The organism is Chromatium okenii (assembly GCF_002958735.1).
GTDB lineage: Bacteria > Pseudomonadota > Gammaproteobacteria > Chromatiales > Chromatiaceae > Chromatium > Chromatium okenii_A.
On the sequence record NZ_PPGH01000037.1, the window covers coordinates 964,658 to 980,467 of the forward strand.

The window sequence follows — 15,810 nt, forward strand, 5'->3', positions numbered from 1 at the left end:
GACCGCATAGCGCAAACTCACAGCGCGTTAACGTTCGGACATCGCATTAAATCAACAAACAAGAGGACTTTTGAATGACGACGCCCCAAGCCCAGATGCCACTGTGTCAGCGCACACTCTCGCAACTGTTAATTATTGACGCGCAGGAGCGGTTAGCTGCTGCGATGCAGCCCGATGAATTGACGCAAGTCGTCAACAATATCAATCGTTTAGTTTCGGCAGCGAAGATGCTCGGCATTCCGGTCATTGCCACGCAGCACTATTCCAAAGGGTTGGGACCAATCATTGAATCGATTCATGCCAATTTACCGCAAACCGCTGATCCTACAGAAAAAACGGCGTTTTCCTGCTGCACTGCGCCCGGCTTTGAACGCAACATTTCACTGCATCCAGCGCGGCGGCAATTAATTGTGGTCGGAATGGAAGCGCACATCTGTATTGCGCAAACCGTTTCCGGTCTGCAACGCTGGGGTTATCAAGTATTTGTGCCTGCGGATGGAATTATTTCGCGCAATTCAGCACATAAAGAAAATGTACTGGCGCGGATGCGTCAGGGCGGAATTCAAGTGCTGTGCACCGAATCAGTGGGATTTGAATGGCTGGGCGATTCGAGTGATGCCCAATTCCGCGACGTGTGGTCGTTGTTCAAATAAATAGCGTTCGCTGTAGCGTCAATTGTTGGGTTGCCAATAGCGGCAACCCAACCTACGGTTTAATACTTATTTCTAATCACATCATATTGCTGGCGAGTCACACCTAAACGCGCAGCCTCCGCATCTTTTCTGATGTCAATTGTTTGTTGAATGTTACTGATATTGCGTTGAATACGCTCATCATTCTGTATTTCTTTTGTGTATTGGCGATCCGCATTCACTTCATTTTCCAATAGATCAACTTTGCGCTCATCCATACGCAATGCTCGATTTTGTGCGTGACTCGAATACTGCAGCTCCATCATTTTTCGCTGCTGTTCTAAGCGTAATAAATCAATGCGTTGCTGTTGAAAATTAGCATCATATTCTAATCGCTTATCTTCTCGAACTTGGGCAGCACGTTCTAATTCAATTCTCGGATCAATTTCATCCTGAGAAACAATATCGCACTGCGGGCTGTTGTATGGATACCAATTGCCATCGGGTCCTTGGCATTTCGCAGCATGAGCAACGTTAATCATTGCAAAAGAAACGATGGTGATTACAAGTTGAAAATTCATCATAGATCACCACGACTGTCGATTTCGCTCAATGCGACTCCGCGCAGGACGTTTTTAATAATCGTGCGGCACACATCTTCGCGTTCCAAATCGCGCCCGCGCCGCGCCGCACTGAAAAAACGCGCCAATTCACGCTGCTGGGCGCTGCTCAATTCTTCGGTAAATCCTCGTTTATCAATGACTTTTTCAGGCACGCGGTCGGGCGCATCCTCTTCGGCAGCTTGGCGACCGTGCGCCCAGTTCATGGCGCGGGCGCTGTACAAAATGCTGCGATCCAATAACACGAAGGGAAACCGTGGGTTAGTGACCGGTCCCATCGTAAAACGGTGCGTTCCAGGGGCGCGTTCAATATCCAATTTTGCCAGCACCTTGCCGCCGACCATGCCGAGGACGCCACCGGCTGCTGCGCCAAAAAATGCGCCCGTACCGAGTGAATGTCCGGCAGTGGCTAAATCAATGGTGACGCCCGATGCTGCGCCAGCCGCCATGCCGACCAATGCCAATTGCCGCCGTGATAATCCCAGCGCCTGCCCGACTTCATCCGAGAGTAAATCTTGATTGAGAATTGAATCGGAGGCGACATTCCACACGTTATGGCGAAAATGAGCGCGAATTTGCGCTTGTGCGGCAATTTCCATGCGCCGCAATCCATCTTCAAATTCGTCCATGATTTCCGCTTTAACGCGATCACGCCCGCTTTTGAAGACGATTTTATTGTCTTTGACGGTTTTTGAAACGCGATACGAAAGCGCCTCTTTTAATAAATCAAGAATAGCGCCAACTGCTTGATCGGTGCGCCGTTCCCAATCTTTTTTAAACGCATCAATCGCATTTTCAAGCAGTGCTTCCCAGCGTTGATCAATACTTTTTAATGCCTCCAACAATTTAATGCGTTCGGAATAGGTCGCTCGATGTGCATTGAATTCGCGCACCGAATTAAAGGCTTTTCCGAGCGCATCTTGCCATTGGCTCATATAACGATTTTGATTGGTTAAATTATTCAAAATCGCCATCCGTGGACGCGCTGTTAAACGCAGTAATTCAATTTCTACTCGATCTTTTTCTTTAATGCGTTTGGAGCCATCAACCACCAAAATGATGCCAGCGCCCTCGGCGACGGGTTCCAATAATGCGCAATCGTGGGAAAACAGCGGATCGGCGCGATGCGCGGCGACAAAGGCGCGAGCCAGATCGCGGGTGTCGAGATTGGCTTGAAACCATTCGAGAATTGCGTTGGGATTTTGAAAGCCGGGCGTGTCAATAAACTCAATCACGGTCACGCCGTCGATCACCACCGGATACACATCCGATTCAGTCGTCGTGCCTGCGCGTTTATCAATGGCAACCTGATCGTTTTCGGTCAGGGTCGCTACTACCGAGGACTTTCCCGCGTTCGGGTGTCCCATGATTGCCAAACGTGGAATCTTCGCCGCCATTAATCTTCTCCGTCGTCGCTGGGCGGAGCCAGCATTTCCAACCGCAAATAGGGATCGGCCATCTGATCGAGTTTGCGCTGCCAATCGGTGTAATCGAACGCCCGCAGCGGAGGCAGCCGATCTTCATCTTCTGGATCGCCAATCAGCGCCAGCAGCATCTGCGCCTGTGCGCCCGCCGCAGCGCGTAACTCACGCAAAAACAATAGATTTTCGGTGATTGGCGGTTGCGAGCCGTCTTGAATGACGGCGATGCGCGGCGGCGGTGCTTGCCATTGTCCGCGTTCCAAAATATCCAATGCTCGCGCTGTCATCGTACTGCCTGCACCAAAAGTCGCAGACGCAGCAACTTGCCAGCCGGTCAGTTGCAGCAGCAGTTGCGCCAAACGCGGGCGATCTTCCGGTTCCAGCACGTCATCGACATCGACATGCAGCAGCAATAAACAGGCATCCGGCGCAAAAGTGGTTGCGCTTTCAATGGTCGGCGGAATTGCAATAGGTTCTGGTTCAATTTCAACAATTGGTTCAGGTTCAATCGCTAATTCAATTATTGGCTCCGGCGGCTCAGGTCAATCACGGCGCAATTTCAACAATTGGCTGGCTCCGGTCAATCACCAATTCGACGATTGGTGCTGGCTCCGGCTCAATCGCCAATTCGACGATTGGCTCCGATGCAATTTCTACCACTGGCTCAGGTTCAATTACCGGCGGCAGCGGTTTTAATTCAACTATTGGTTCTGGCTCTGGCTTCAATCACCAATTCGACGATTGGCTCCGGCACAATTTCCACTGCTGGCTCAGGTTCAATCACCGGCGGCAGCGGTTTTAATTCAACCACTGGCGCAGGTTCAATCACCAATTCTGCGGACGCACTGGCGCAACAATTGGCGGTGCTTCCGGTTCGCGCACCGGCTCTGGTTCGACGATCGGTTTCACTTCTGCAACGGGCGGCGCATCAAGCCCCCTTTGGAAAAGGGGGGTTGGGGGGATTTTTCAAGCGGTTTTTCCCGCCAAGGTCGCACACTCACAATGGTTGCTCGCCAGCTTTTGTCGGCAGCGGCCCGACCAAACCCGACCGCCGCGAATGTGGCAACAGCGGCGCTGGGATCGGCATTTCCGCGCCGGCGTCATCACCGTGGCGCTCGTGTCCAAAATCGGCGTCAACATTCGCGCATACAACGCCTGACTGCGCCCGTGCGTGAAGGTCAGCGCGCCAGCGCCAACCGCTGCATCAGCACCGATAAACCCAATAAAATCAAACGCGGCAGCAATCCATACGTCACCACCGCCAGCACCAAAAACCACCGCCACGAGCGCAGATGCTCAGGATCAGGATGAAAGGTTGCCGCTGCACTCGCCCATTGTTCCAGATGAATCTGCGATCCAGTGATCTGCTCCAACGTCGGATAACCCACGCCTTCGCCAAACAATCCGCTCCACGGGATCGCAATCATCTGCGCCAAATCGTGAATCGTCTCGGGATGGAAATTGGCGCTGCCCCAGCCAAACGCTAAATCGGTAAACCATTCCAGAAAAATCGTGGTCACAATTGCGCCGACGTTGAATGCCACGCCAAACATCTGCGCCGGAATCAACAGCGGAAAATAAGCCACTGGTTCGTAAATAGTGAATTGTGATTTGAGCAAACCCTGCGTCGCCAGTGCGCGATCGCGGATGTCGGCACTGGAATGACCGAGGCGCTGGCGCTGCAACCACTGCGCTGCTCGCGTCAACAACGGGCGAATGACTTGCATTAACAGCCATGCTTTGCCCTGCATGTCGTCATCGCGGCGCAATGAGCGCAGCGTCCACGCCCAAGCTGCGAAACCTGCAAAGAGAAATTGCACCAGCACCAGCAGAAGCACATAAGAAGACACATCAATCGGACGATGCCCGTCGTAATTCAGCAACGCCGATGCGACGCCGATGCCAATGAGAAAACCAGTCGCTGCCAGCGCCAGCGTTCCCAATTGTTGCGCACTAGCAAACACACCGCCGGGCAGCAGCGGTGCGAGGCGCGGGTCTTCCGTGTTGCGCCGCGCCGTCAGCCAGCGCCGCAAACTGCTGCGGCGATGCGCGGGCGTGTGTGGCTTAAATCCCCCCAACCCCCCTTTTTCAAAGGGGGGCTTTTCCTCTCCCTTTCCCAAAAGGGGTGGGGTGGATTTATCAACGGAAGGCTTTGCTTCTTCCTCCCCCCTTTGGAAAAGGGGGGCTGGGGTGGATTTATCATCAGGGAAATTTTCTAAATACAGTGCACGATCCCGTTGCGCCAGCACTTTGCGAGCAGCCGGTTGCTCACGCAAAATCTGCTCATCGCTCTCAAGATAGTATTCAAAATCAATGAGATCGGTGATTGTCCACTCAGCACGACGCCAACCGAAACGTTTTGCCAGCAATGCCAACGCGGGAAAGTGCGGAAATTTCATCAGTTACACCTTGAAATGTGCCAAACCATGACGCAACGCCTGCGCAAACGACACCAAATCCGCCCGTGCGTGCGCAGTTTTACGATTGGCAGCGGACGCATGATCGGCAAGCGTTTGAATGCGCGAGGTATTGCGACTGATTTCCTCAGTCACCGCAATTTGTTCATCGGTCGCAGTGGCAATTTGCGTCGTCATTGCGTTAATCCGTCCCACCGCCTGCGTGATTTCCGTCAACGATTGGCTGGCTTGCGCGGATTTTTCCAACGTCGTGTCCACCATGCCGCGCCCGTGCTGCATCACGCCAACCACTGTGCGCGTGCTCGCCTGCAACGCCGCAATCATCGCCTCAATTTCGCCGGTCGATTGCTGCGTCCGCGACGCCAGATTGCGCACTTCCGCCGCCACCACCGCAAAACCGCGTCCACTTTCACCCGCTCGCGCCGCTTCAATCGCCGCATTGAGCGCCAGCAAACTGGTTTGCTCGGCGATGCTTTTAATCACCTCCAACACTGCGCCGATGCGCGTCGTGTCGGATTCCAGCGCCGCAATTGCCGTCACTGCTTTTTCAACAATGTCAGCGAGTTGTTGAATTGCAGCCGCCGCTTCGCTCACCACTCGCGCCCCGCTGCGCACACCCTCATCCGCCGCCTGCGCACTGTCAGCCGCTTGCGCAGTGTTATTGGCGACCTCGTTGGCAGTCGCCGTCATTTCGTGCATCGCCGTTGCAACCAACTGAATTTGATCGACTTGCTGCATGACCGCCTGATCGCTATCGGTCGCAATGTGCGCCAGATGTTCGGCAGCGGCATCGACCTGTTCGGCGGCCTGCACCGTTTGCACGACCGATTCCTGCAAATGCGCCAGAAACCGATTAAACACCCGCGCCAATTGTCCGATTTCGTTGGTGCGCTCTTCTGGCAGCCGCGCCGTCAAATCACCATCGCCCTCGGTAATATCTTGAATCCGCAACACAATCTGGCGCAGCGGCTGCACAATCAACGGCGGCACAATCAACATCATCAACACCAGCACCGCCAAGCCCACGCCCAGCAGCGTCAACGTTTGCATCCGGCTGGCGCTCACCGCCGCCTCGGTGCGCTCGGCAGCAGTCTGCGCGATCTCAATCACGATGCCTTCAAGCTGATCCAACACGTCTCGCGTTTGGTCAAACGCCTCTCGCGCCTGCCCCAAAGTGAGCGTGATCGCAGCCTGATTGCCCGTATTTCGCGCCGCCACCGCCTGACGGCTCAACGTTTCCCAGCGCCGGAAATTGTCATTAAAGGCGCTGATTTTGCTGTTAATTCCTTCCACTTGAGCGAGATGACTGGCAGCAATTTTTGCCGCAGCGCGTCCGGTGCGTTCTCGCGCTTGCCCGATGTTTTCATCATTTTGCGCGACCAATTTGCTCGCCAGCGGCGAATTCGCCTCGGCAAATAGCAGCGTCCGTTCTGCCACCAGCGCCTGATATAAATCCCGATCCGCTTCTAATAAATCGACAATCACCGGCATATCGGTTTTTGTTAAATCGGCAATCTCTGCGCCGAGCGTATTCACTTGCCGCCAAGTGCTCCACGCAAACAGCGCGAATAACACTGCCAACAGCGCCAGCGGCAGGATCAATTGATAACGGAACGCAAGATTATGAAACCATTTCATTTGAAACCCCGCCGCTTGAATTAAACACTGATACTTATTCCATTCGCCAATTACACATCAAACGGATTGCGCCGAATGAGCGTCTCATTACGGTCAGGCCCGGTTGAAATAATATCAATTGGGACGCCGCTTAATTCTTCAATCTTGTCCAAATATGCCCGCGCATTTGCTGGCAACTCTGCCCACGTCGTCACGCCGAAGGTCGATTCTGACCAGCCCGGGCATTCCAAATAACGCGGCTGGCACTGGGCAAAATCATCGGCACCGACCGGCGGCGCAGCCAATTCAGTGCCGTCGTCCATGACGTAGCTGGTGCAGATTTTCACCGTGTCTAAACCGTCCAATACGTCCAATTTGGTGATGCAAATTCCGGTCACGCTGTTGAGCACAAACGAGCGGCGCAGCGCCACCATATCCAGCCAGCCGCAGCGCCGTTTGCGTCCGGTGGTCGCGCCAAACTCGTTGCCGCGCTCGCCGAGCCGGTCGCCAACTGCGTCGAATAATTCGGTCGGAAACGGCCCCGCGCCGACGCGAGTGGTGTAGGCCTTGACGATGCCGAGGACGTAATCCAAATCACGCGGCCCGACGCCGCTGCCGCTCGCTGCGCCACCAGCGGTCGTGGTGGACGAGGTGACATACGGATAAGTGCCATGATCAATATCGAGCAGTGCGCCCTGTGCGCCTTCAAACAAAATATCGTGACCCTGCTGGCGCAGCTCGTGCAGCAAGCCGGGCACGTCGACGATCAACGGGCGCAGCGCCTCGGCGTGTCCGAGCGCTTCATCCAGCACGGCTTGATAATCCACCGGCGCGACTTTGAAATAATGCTCCAGCGCAAAGTTATGATAATCAAGCACTTCGCGCAGCCGCTCGGCAAAATGCGCTGCGTTGAGCAATTCGCCCAACCGAATGCCGCGCCGCGAGATTTTGTCTTCATACGCCGGCCCAATGCCGCGTCCAGTCGTGCCAATCGCTTTGGCTCCCCGCGCCAGCTCGCGGGCCTGATCGAGCGCGATGTGATACGGCAAAATCAAGGCGCAGGCGGCACTGATGCCGAGCCGTTCTCGCGCTGGCACTCCGGCTTGTTCCAACATCGCCAATTCTTCAAACAGCGCCGCCGGTGAGAGCACCACGCCGTTGCCGATCAAGCAGCGCACGTTCTCGCGCAGCACGCCGGAAGGCACCAGATGCAGCACAGTTTTAACGCCGTTGATGACCAGCGTGTGCCCGGCGTTGTGGCCGCCTTGAAACCGCACCACCGCCGCTGCCCGATCTGTGAGCAAGTCAACGACCTTGCCCTTGCCCTCGTCGCCCCACTGAGCACCAATGACTACCACGTTATTGCCCATCGCTTGCGCCTTCCTAAAATGTCGGTTGAATGATTAAAGCGTTGAAACTGCTTGTATTTCCCAGCGCCCATCGCGCAGCACCAACTGCTGCATCTCGTGCTGCGCCGTCTCGGGCACTGCGCCCGGCAGCGCCTGAATGACGCGCCGTCCGCTGGCGCGTAACTGGTCAATCGCTGCGTGGAGCGCCGGATCGGTTGACCAAGGCGCGGTGATTGGCGGCAGCAGTTGATAACGGGCGGCGAGTCCGTGCCCGTGTTGCAGCAAACTTTTCAAATCGGTGCTAAAGCCGACTGCCGGTCGTGCGCGTCCGAAGACTTGCCCGATGTCGTCATAGCGCCCGCCGCGCACCACTTCCAAGCCCCAGCCGGGCACGAAAGCCGCAAAGACTGCGCCGGTTTTGTAATGGTAGCCGCGCAGCTCGGCGAGATCGTAGTGAACTGAGATTTCAGGATGCCAGCGGTTGAGTTCAGCGGCGAGCTGGCGCAGTTCATCGACGGCAGCGCGGACTGGCGCGGCTGCTGCGCGTAGTACCGTTGCGGCTTCGGTCAACGCGGCTGCGCCGTTCAATTCCGCCAGCGCCAGCAGCATGTCCGCCACTGCGCCGGTCACGCCAAACGTGTTGATTAACTGGGTAATTTCGGGAATCGCTTTGCGTTGCAGCGCGTCAAACAGCGCGTGTTCCTGCACTGCGTCTAATTCTGCCTGCCGCGCCAGCCCGCGATAAATGCCGACATGCCCAAGATCAAGATAGCTGTCGGCGATGCCAGCGGTGCGCAGCGTCAACACGATCAGCCGCAAAATTTCCAGCTCGCTGGCGATGCCGCCGTGACCGTAAATCTCTGCACCAATTTGTAGCGGGCTGCGGGTGCTGGCAAAACCATCGGCTTGGGTGTGGAGCACGGTGCCGAGATAACAAAGGCGGGTCGGCGTGTCGCGGCGCAGATGATGGGCATCAATCCGCGCTACTTGCGGCGTCATGTCGGCGCGAATGCCGAGCAAGCGTCCGGTGAGGTGATCGGTGAGTTTGAAGGTTTGTAAATCAAGGTCTTGCCCGGTGCCGGTCAGCAGCGATTCCAAATAATCAATGAACGGCGGAAACACCAGCTCATAGCCCCAACTGGCGTACAGATCGAGTAATTCGCGCCGCAGCGCCTCAACGATGTGCGCCTCAGCGGGCAGCACTTCCTCAATGCCAGCCGGCAGCAGCCAGCGTTCTTCGTTGCGTGCAGTCATTCAATTCACCAGATAAAGAAGGACGAGACCGGACGCCATCGTCAGCAGTCCGCCGAGGCGCAACGCCGCTGCGGGTTCGGTTGCAATGGCAGCCAGCGCCCGTTGAAAACTCGCAGGATTGAGAAATGGCCAGATGCCTTCAAAAATTAACAGCAGCGCAAAAGCGACGAGAAAATCGTGCATGGAATCTGCAATCCACAAACGGGTGATGGCGTGACCGGCAGCCAAAATTGATGCGTAAGAATAACGCAAAACCAGATTGCGCTCTGTGCAGTGCCGCGCTCGCCGCTGGAGCGCAGCGTCTATAATGCGCAACTTTTCCGCACTGGAGCCGCAACATGCTTGATCTCAACCCAATTACTTCTCAAATCAATGATTTGCAGGGTCGCGTGACTGCCCTCAGGGGGTATCTTTGACTACGTCAACCGCCAAGAACGTCTCGTCGAAGTCCTGCGCGAACTCGAAGACCCCAGCATTTGGAATGATCCGCCGCGAGCGCAGGCGCTGGGCAAAGAACGGGCGCAATTAGAAGCGATTGTCCTCACCGTTGACGAATTAACTGCGGCATTAACGGATGCAGATGAATTGCTGGCGCTGGCAGTGGCTGAAGATGATGAAACCACCGTTGTTTCATTAGTTGCCGATTTACAAATTCATGAAGCGCGAGTGGCGGATTTAGAATTCCGGCGCATGTTTGCGGGTGAAATGGACCCGAATAATGCGTTTGTGGATATTCAATCCGGTTCGGGCGGCACCGAAGCGCAAGATTGGGCAGAAATGCTCTTGCGGATGTATTTACGCTGGGGCGAGCGGCGCGGCTTCAAAACCGAATTGATGGAAGTCTCACCGGGCGAAGTGGCGGGAATTAAATCGGCAACCATTAAATTTGATGGTGATTACGCTTTTGGCTGGCTGCGCACTGAAATTGGCGTCCATCGTTTAGTGCGTAAATCGCCATTTGATTCTGGCAATCGTCGCCACACCTCTTTTGCATCCGTATTCGTCTCACCGGAAATTGACGATAGCATTGAAATTGACATCAATCCGGCAGATTTGCGCATTGATGTATATCGCGCCAGCGGCGCAGGTGGTCAGCACGTCAATCGTACAGAATCGGCGGTGCGGATCACCCATTTACCGACCAATACTGTGACGCAATGCCAGAATGATCGCTCACAACACAAGAATAAAGATCAAGCGATGAAGCAGCTCAAAGCCAAGCTGTATGAATTGGAAATGCAGAAGCGCCAAGCAACGCAACAGGCGCTGGAAGAGACCAAATCTGATATTGGTTGGGGCAGCCAGATTCGTTCTTATGTGCTCGATCAATCGCGGATTAAAGACCTGCGCACCGGCGTAGAAACTGCGAATACGCAGGCAGTATTAGACGGGAATCTTGATCCCTTTATTGAAGCGAGTTTGAAGAGTGGTCTGTGATGACCGGAGTGAGTGAACCAATGAATGAACAGGATTTAACGGCTGGCGCTGCATCGGTGCAGGATGAGAATAAGTTAATCGCGCAGCGGCGTGATAAATTGGCGCATCTGCGCGAGCGCGGCAATGCCTTTCCGAATGATTTCCGCCGCGATAGTTTGGCTGCCGATTTACTGAATGAATACGCTGAATTAGATGCGGAAACATTGGCGACCGCTGCGCATCAGGTCAGTATTGCCGGGCGGTTAATGACGCGGCGCGTGATGGGTAAAGCCAGCTTTGCGCATGTGCAGGATATGTCTGGAAAAATGCAGATTTTTCTGCAACGTGATGGCATTGGTGAGGCGCATTACGAACAATTCAAACATGAGTTGGATTTGGGCGACATCGTGGGCGCAACTGGCGTGTTATTCAAAACCAAAACTGGCGAGTTATCCATTCGCTGCGACAGTCTGCGCTTATTAACCAAAGCACTGCGTCCGCTGCCAGAAAAGTTTCACGGCTTGACTGATTTAGAGAGCTGTTATCGCCAGCGTTATCTCGATTTAATTATGAATAGTGCGACGCGGGAGACGTTTCGGATTCGCAGCGCCGTGGTGCAATTCGTGCGCGATTATTTGAATCAACGCGGCTATCTCGAAGTAGAAACGCCGATGATGCAAACCATTCCCGGCGGCGCAGTAGCGCGTCCATTTGTGACGCATCACAACGCGCTGGATATGCAATTGTTTTTGCGCATTGCGCCAGAATTGTTTTTGAAACGGCTGGTGGTGGGTGGACTCGAAAAAGTCTATGAAATTAACCGCAATTTCCGCAATGAAGGGTTATCCACGCGGCATAATCCTGAATTCACGATGGTTGAATTTTATGAGGCGTATGCCGATTACCGCGATTTAATGGATTTGACCGAGGATTTATTGCGCAAGATGGCAATTGCGGTGCTCGGTCGTACTGACATCACCTATCAAGGTGAATGCTATGATTTCGCCCAACCGTTTGCGCGATTGACGGTGCGTGAGGCGATTTTACAATTCAATCCCGAATTAAACGCAGCTGATGTGGATGATTTAACGCGAGCAACTGCGGTCGCCACGCGCTTAAAAATTGCCGTCAAACCAAATTGGGGTTTAGGCAAGGTGCAGATTGAATTATTCGAGCACACGGTGGAAAGTCGCTTAATGAATCCGACGTTTATCACTGAATATCCCACGGAAGTCTCACCATTAGCGCGGCGCAATGATGACAATCCGCTGGTCACTGATCGCTTTGAGTTTTTTGTGGGCGGACGTGAAATTGCGAATGGCTTTTCAGAATTGAATGATGCCGAAGATCAAGCGGAACGGTTTCGCCAACAGGTCGCGGAAAAAGATGCCGGTGATTTAGAGGCAATGTATTTTGACGCCGATTATATTCGAGCGTTGGAACATGGTTTGCCGCCCACTGCGGGAGAAGGAATTGGCATTGATCGGCTGGTGATGTTATTCACGGATGCGCCATCCATTCGGGATGTGTTGTTATTTCCGCACATGCGCCCAGAATAGAATTCTTATTGCTAGAAAAAACCGCCTCGGTTTGCCGTTGGCGGTTTTTTTATGTTGATTAATTTGTATAAAATAAACTCGGTTGTTTACGAATTATACCAAGTTAATATCAGATTTTCGGTTCTTAATCTCCGATAATAGTGAACTTATCACTCATTAACGACAGTATTTCATCATGGTATTGATTTGCGTTACTAAAAAACGATTGACAGGCAAACTTGAAATCATCGAATGACTCAAAATAGCGGTTGTAGAGAATTTTCTTTTTGAAAAATTTCCACAGTCGTTCAATAAGATTAAGGTTTGGCGCATAAGGTGGAAGAAACATTAGTTTAATTCGTGAAGTTTCAAGATACTTACTAACCGCTTTTGAACGATTATAGCGAGCATTGTCACAAATGACGTAGATTACAGCAGCGGTCGGATGTAACTGCTCCAATTGTTTCAATAGTGCAATAGTAGATTCTGAATTGATTGTGTCGTCATAACGCACGACTGGTTCTAGCTTATCTAGACTCATAGCACCGTTAATGTTGATACGTTTACGACCAGTGTTAGAACGAATTTCTTGTTCATCACCACGCTTAATCCAAGCATTGGAGATCACTGGATTATGTTGAGGATGTACCGCATCCATAAAGTATATTGGGTCTTCTTCGCCTTTGTTTTCTTTAACTTTTTCGTATTCAACTAAAAATTCTTTTTGCGCTTCTGGATCAGCTTTTCCTGGAATCAACTTCGGTTTTTTGTAAACATAACCAAGACGATGCAACAGTGCTGTCATACCGCTTTCGGTATAGGTCACTTCAAAGGTATTTTCAACCCAATGAGCTATCTCTTTTGCCGTCAGATAAAGGTTTTCTTGTAAGTGGTTGTTGAGAAGAGCGAGTTCTATATCGTCAAGCAAACACTCTGAGCCACGAAAAGCAATATGCACAAGTAATTCAATGCCGCCTTGCTGATAACGCTTAAAATGATTGCGCACAGTATTAGGGTCTACTTGCAAGACTTCGGCGACTTGTTCGGCAGTCCAGCCTGTGGCTAAAAGAACGACAGCTTTAATTCGGTCAGCCTCTCGTTTATTGCGGGTATGCCGATGCAAATTACGCAACTCGTTTAGTTTATCTGTTGGAAGGTGGTAGTCAATCATAGGTAGAATTCCACAACATCACTTAGTTGATTGCACCAAGCATATTAACGAAAAAGCTAAATGAAAAGGGTATAGATGCGCTTTCAACTGGTATTACTGCCCATGATTTCCATGATTTAAACTTCGATTACATAATTCTCGTTCCACCGCAATCACCGCTGCTTCAACCCGTGAATGAACATCGAGTTTGCGCAGAATTGCTTTAACGTGCAATTTGACCGTACCATCAGAAATACCAAGCTGCCGCGCAATTGCTTTATTACTCTGACCTTCAGCCAGATGACACAGAATTTCTTGCTCGCGGGGGGTTAAATCAGCAATTCTGCTACTGGATTGAATGCCTCGCGCTTCTGCCTGCACTGCTCGCGCCAATACAATTGCCAATTCTGGTGCAACCACTGTTCGCCCCTGAACAATTTCACCCAACGCAGCAATTAATGCTTCTGGCTCCATATCTTTTAATAAATAGCCTTGTGCGCCGCTTTGCAATGATTCAATCACATCGCGTTCTTCGGCACTGGTGGTTAACATCGCAATTGGCATCATTTGCTGCGCGGCACGTAATTGGCGTAACAATTCCAATCCTGAAAGCTGTGGCATTCGCATATCGAGCAAAATCACATCTGGACTGGTATCAATCACGCGCTGTAATCCGCTCGCGGCATCGCCAACTGCAATCACTTCTAAACCACGTCGTTCTAATAATTCTTGCAGTCCACAACGGAATAAAGCGTGGTCATCAATCAATAAAACGCGCATTACATAATTTCCGGCAAATGGCGAGTATTGCGCCGATTGATTTCAAATACAATTTCAATGCGAGTGCCTTCGCTTGGTTCACTTTCTAATGTCAGTGTCGCACCAATGCGCCGAGCGCGTTCTTCCATAATAGATAATCCAATACGCTCGCCAGAATGTTGCCGATGTGTAGGTGTACTAAAGCCAACGCCATCATCTTCAATTAAAAGTAAATAGCGCCCATTAACAATGCGGGTTAATAATACCCGCACCGTTTGCGCTTGTGCGTGTTTGCGGATATTGGTGAGTGCTTCCTGAACAATACGCAGCAATTGTAATTCGACGGTTGCAGATAATTCAAAGGGTCGGCAATCGTTTTGAAATAAGACATGTGCGCCGGTTTCGAGACCAAGGCGATTGCTGAGTTTTGCCAATGCTGGAACTAATCCTCGCCGATCAAGTGGTGCACGAAAACTAGTCAGCAATTCGCGCAATTCAGTATGCGCTTCATCAAGACCATTGCGAATGCGGATTAAATCATTGTGCGCTTCTTCAGAAATAGGTGTTGTCGCCAATGAATCGGTGAGCATTCGGCATTGAAAACGCAAACTCGCTAATGTTTGTGCCAGTGAATCATGTAATTCATGCGCCAGAGAGTTGCGTTCTTCAATAATTGAAAGTCGGCGCGTTTCAGCATCAGAACGCTGTTTTGCAATCGCCACGCCGAGATGATGACCCACTGTAAATAGCATATCCATAATGTCTTCTCGCGCAGTGACACCAGCCCGATCGACAAAAATAACGTATATGCCCAGCAATTCACCGCGATGTTTTAATGGCACTTTCACCGCTTCAATTTCAGTGCTTTTAAACATGCGCCGACCGTTACGCGCACAATAACGAATGTTGTTGTCGCATAAAATATCGCCGGGAGTAAGTACTTTTCCGCATAAACAAAGCTCTACTGGAGTCATGTCTTGTTCATGTACTAATATATTATTTAGACCAATAGAACCTATTAATCGCCGTGTGCCGTCTGGCAATATCAAACGCACGGTTGCAGCACGTCCGTTAATCATTTCTTTCAATACGCGCAAAAAACGCAGTAGTAATTCTTCAATGCTTTCTGTTTGTTGAATGCCGGCAGCAACATCGTAAAGAATTTTGAGTGAGGCAGTTTTCTGCGCTAAACGCATAGTTTGCCGTGCGACACGGTTATCCATATCTTCATAAAGGTCGGTTAATTCATCATTCAAAGCGCGAATATCCTGCGCGATTCGTGCTAATACGCCATTGTCTTTTAATGCGTCACTGGCATTGGGTTCGCCTTGACAAACCAGTGTTAAAGATTGTTCAAGTCGCGCTAGTGAAATGAATAATTGCTGGCGCAATTGCCACCAAATGATGGCGACACTACCTGCACTAATCAAGATTAAGAGTAGGTTTAACCACGTCGCTATTGGATTAAAGTTTGACCTTGACCAAAGTGCCAAGCCTAGTTGCAATGCTAATGCGCCAATGAGGGTTAATAGCGGACGTTGCAGATGTGCGCGGCGCATGAGCGCCGCGACATCAGCAACAGATGGAGTTGGAGCGGTGGGTTCAGTCAATTCGGTTAATCCGAATGTGATGAAATC

The 15,810-nt window shown here is 51.8% G+C and carries 16 protein-coding genes; 3 read left to right on the forward strand and 13 right to left on the reverse strand.

Going from position 1 to position 15,810, the window contains the following annotated elements; genetic code table 11:
• The first annotated feature begins 74 nt into the window (after positions 1-74).
• Positions 75-653 (forward strand): isochorismatase family protein, encoded by a 579-nt coding sequence (locus CXB77_RS16510; RefSeq protein WP_105074687.1) that lies wholly within the window; start codon positions 75-77, stop codon positions 651-653.
• A 59-nt stretch (positions 654-712) separates the two neighbouring features.
• Here CXB77_RS16510 and CXB77_RS16515 read toward each other — a convergent pair whose 3' ends face one another.
• From CXB77_RS16515 to CXB77_RS24120, 10 genes are all read right to left on the reverse strand, one after another.
• On the reverse strand, positions 713-1,213 hold the full coding sequence (locus tag CXB77_RS16515) for a hypothetical protein (protein ID WP_105074688.1): 501 nt from the start codon (positions 1,211-1,213) through the stop codon (positions 713-715).
• Positions 1,213-2,649 (reverse strand): GTPase/DUF3482 domain-containing protein, encoded by a 1,437-nt coding sequence (locus CXB77_RS16520; protein ID WP_105074689.1) that lies wholly within the window; start codon positions 2,647-2,649, stop codon positions 1,213-1,215. Before CXB77_RS16520 ends, CXB77_RS16515 begins: the two co-directional genes overlap by 1 nt.
• Positions 2,649-3,197, reverse strand: coding sequence for a DUF2868 domain-containing protein (locus CXB77_RS16525; protein ID WP_197711098.1), 549 nt, complete (start codon positions 3,195-3,197; stop codon positions 2,649-2,651). Before CXB77_RS16525 ends, CXB77_RS16520 begins: the two co-directional genes overlap by 1 nt.
• A gap of 22 nt (positions 3,198-3,219) precedes the next feature.
• Positions 3,220-3,399 carry a hypothetical protein gene (locus CXB77_RS20485; protein WP_197711086.1) on the reverse strand — a complete coding sequence of 60 codons (180 nt, stop codon included), beginning with the start codon at positions 3,397-3,399 and terminating at the stop codon, positions 3,220-3,222.
• Positions 3,371-3,505 (reverse strand): hypothetical protein, encoded by a 135-nt coding sequence (locus tag CXB77_RS23360; RefSeq protein ID WP_277949425.1) that lies wholly within the window; start codon positions 3,503-3,505, stop codon positions 3,371-3,373. The genes CXB77_RS20485 and CXB77_RS23360 overlap by 29 nt, the downstream gene beginning before the upstream one ends.
• 346 nt (positions 3,506-3,851) lie before the next feature.
• The gene (locus CXB77_RS16530) at positions 3,852-5,072 is read right to left on the reverse strand and encodes a DUF2868 domain-containing protein (RefSeq protein WP_105074690.1); all 1,221 of its coding nucleotides are present in this window, start codon (positions 5,070-5,072) and stop codon (positions 3,852-3,854) included.
• Positions 5,073-5,075: 3 nt separating this feature from the next.
• Entirely contained in the window at positions 5,076-6,728 is a 1,653-nt protein-coding gene (locus CXB77_RS16535; RefSeq protein ID WP_105074691.1) for a methyl-accepting chemotaxis protein, read from the reverse strand.
• Between the two features lie 50 nt (positions 6,729-6,778).
• Positions 6,779-8,077 carry an adenylosuccinate synthase gene (locus CXB77_RS16540; RefSeq protein ID WP_105074692.1) on the reverse strand — a complete coding sequence of 433 codons (1,299 nt, stop codon included), beginning with the start codon at positions 8,075-8,077 and terminating at the stop codon, positions 6,779-6,781.
• Between the two features lie 33 nt (positions 8,078-8,110).
• The gene (locus tag CXB77_RS16545) at positions 8,111-9,310 is read right to left on the reverse strand and encodes an ATP phosphoribosyltransferase regulatory subunit (RefSeq protein WP_105074693.1); all 1,200 of its coding nucleotides are present in this window, start codon (positions 9,308-9,310) and stop codon (positions 8,111-8,113) included.
• Positions 9,311-9,625 (reverse strand): DUF2065 domain-containing protein, encoded by a 315-nt coding sequence (locus CXB77_RS24120; RefSeq protein WP_338032726.1) that lies wholly within the window; start codon positions 9,623-9,625, stop codon positions 9,311-9,313.
• Between the two features lie 23 nt (positions 9,626-9,648).
• On the opposite strand from CXB77_RS24120, the gene prfB reads away from it, so the two are divergent.
• Together prfB and lysS are read left to right on the forward strand one after the other, a co-directional pair.
• A protein-coding gene (prfB, locus tag CXB77_RS16555; RefSeq protein WP_105074694.1) for a peptide chain release factor 2 occupies positions 9,649-10,747 on the forward strand; the annotation gives its coding sequence in 2 pieces (ribosomal slippage) (positions 9,649-9,723 and positions 9,725-10,747; 1,098 coding nt in all).
• Positions 10,748-10,767: 20 nt separating this feature from the next.
• Complete coding sequence (lysS, locus tag CXB77_RS16560) at positions 10,768-12,285, forward strand: lysine--tRNA ligase (protein WP_105074808.1); 1,518 nt, start codon at positions 10,768-10,770, stop codon at positions 12,283-12,285.
• A gap of 124 nt (positions 12,286-12,409) precedes the next feature.
• Here lysS and CXB77_RS16565 read toward each other — a convergent pair whose 3' ends face one another.
• From CXB77_RS16565 to CXB77_RS16575, 3 genes are all read right to left on the reverse strand, one after another.
• Positions 12,410-13,435 (reverse strand): IS630 family transposase, encoded by a 1,026-nt coding sequence (locus CXB77_RS16565; RefSeq protein ID WP_105074390.1) that lies wholly within the window; start codon positions 13,433-13,435, stop codon positions 12,410-12,412.
• A 93-nt stretch (positions 13,436-13,528) separates the two neighbouring features.
• Entirely contained in the window at positions 13,529-14,194 is a 666-nt protein-coding gene (locus CXB77_RS16570; protein ID WP_105074695.1) for a response regulator, read from the reverse strand.
• Positions 14,194-15,732, reverse strand: coding sequence for an ATP-binding protein (locus CXB77_RS16575; RefSeq protein ID WP_105074809.1), 1,539 nt, complete (start codon positions 15,730-15,732; stop codon positions 14,194-14,196). The genes CXB77_RS16570 and CXB77_RS16575 overlap by 1 nt, the downstream gene beginning before the upstream one ends.
• Between the last annotated feature and the right edge of the window lie 78 nt (positions 15,733-15,810).

Coding starts and splice junctions, on each gene's coding strand:
- CXB77_RS16510 (WP_105074687.1), top strand. CDS start 75: ATGACGACGCCCCAAGCCCAGATGCCACTGTGTCAGCGCACACTCTCG.
- CXB77_RS16515 (WP_105074688.1), bottom strand. CDS start 1,213: ATGAATTTTCAACTTGTAATCACCATCGTTTCTTTTGCAATGATTAAC.
- CXB77_RS16520 (WP_105074689.1), bottom strand. CDS start 2,649: ATGGCGGCGAAGATTCCACGTTTGGCAATCATGGGACACCCGAACGCG.
- CXB77_RS16530 (WP_105074690.1), bottom strand. CDS start 5,072: ATGAAATTTCCGCACTTTCCCGCGTTGGCATTGCTGGCAAAACGTTTC.
- CXB77_RS16535 (WP_105074691.1), bottom strand. CDS start 6,728: ATGAAATGGTTTCATAATCTTGCGTTCCGTTATCAATTGATCCTGCCG.
- CXB77_RS16540 (WP_105074692.1), bottom strand. CDS start 8,077: ATGGGCAATAACGTGGTAGTCATTGGTGCTCAGTGGGGCGACGAGGGC.
- CXB77_RS16545 (WP_105074693.1), bottom strand. CDS start 9,310: ATGACTGCACGCAACGAAGAACGCTGGCTGCTGCCGGCTGGCATTGAG.
- lysS (WP_105074808.1), top strand. CDS start 10,768: ATGAATGAACAGGATTTAACGGCTGGCGCTGCATCGGTGCAGGATGAG.
- CXB77_RS16565 (WP_105074390.1), bottom strand. CDS start 13,435: ATGATTGACTACCACCTTCCAACAGATAAACTAAACGAGTTGCGTAAT.
- CXB77_RS16570 (WP_105074695.1), bottom strand. CDS start 14,194: ATGCGCGTTTTATTGATTGATGACCACGCTTTATTCCGTTGTGGACTG.
- CXB77_RS16575 (WP_105074809.1), bottom strand. CDS start 15,732: ATGCGCCGCGCACATCTGCAACGTCCGCTATTAACCCTCATTGGCGCA.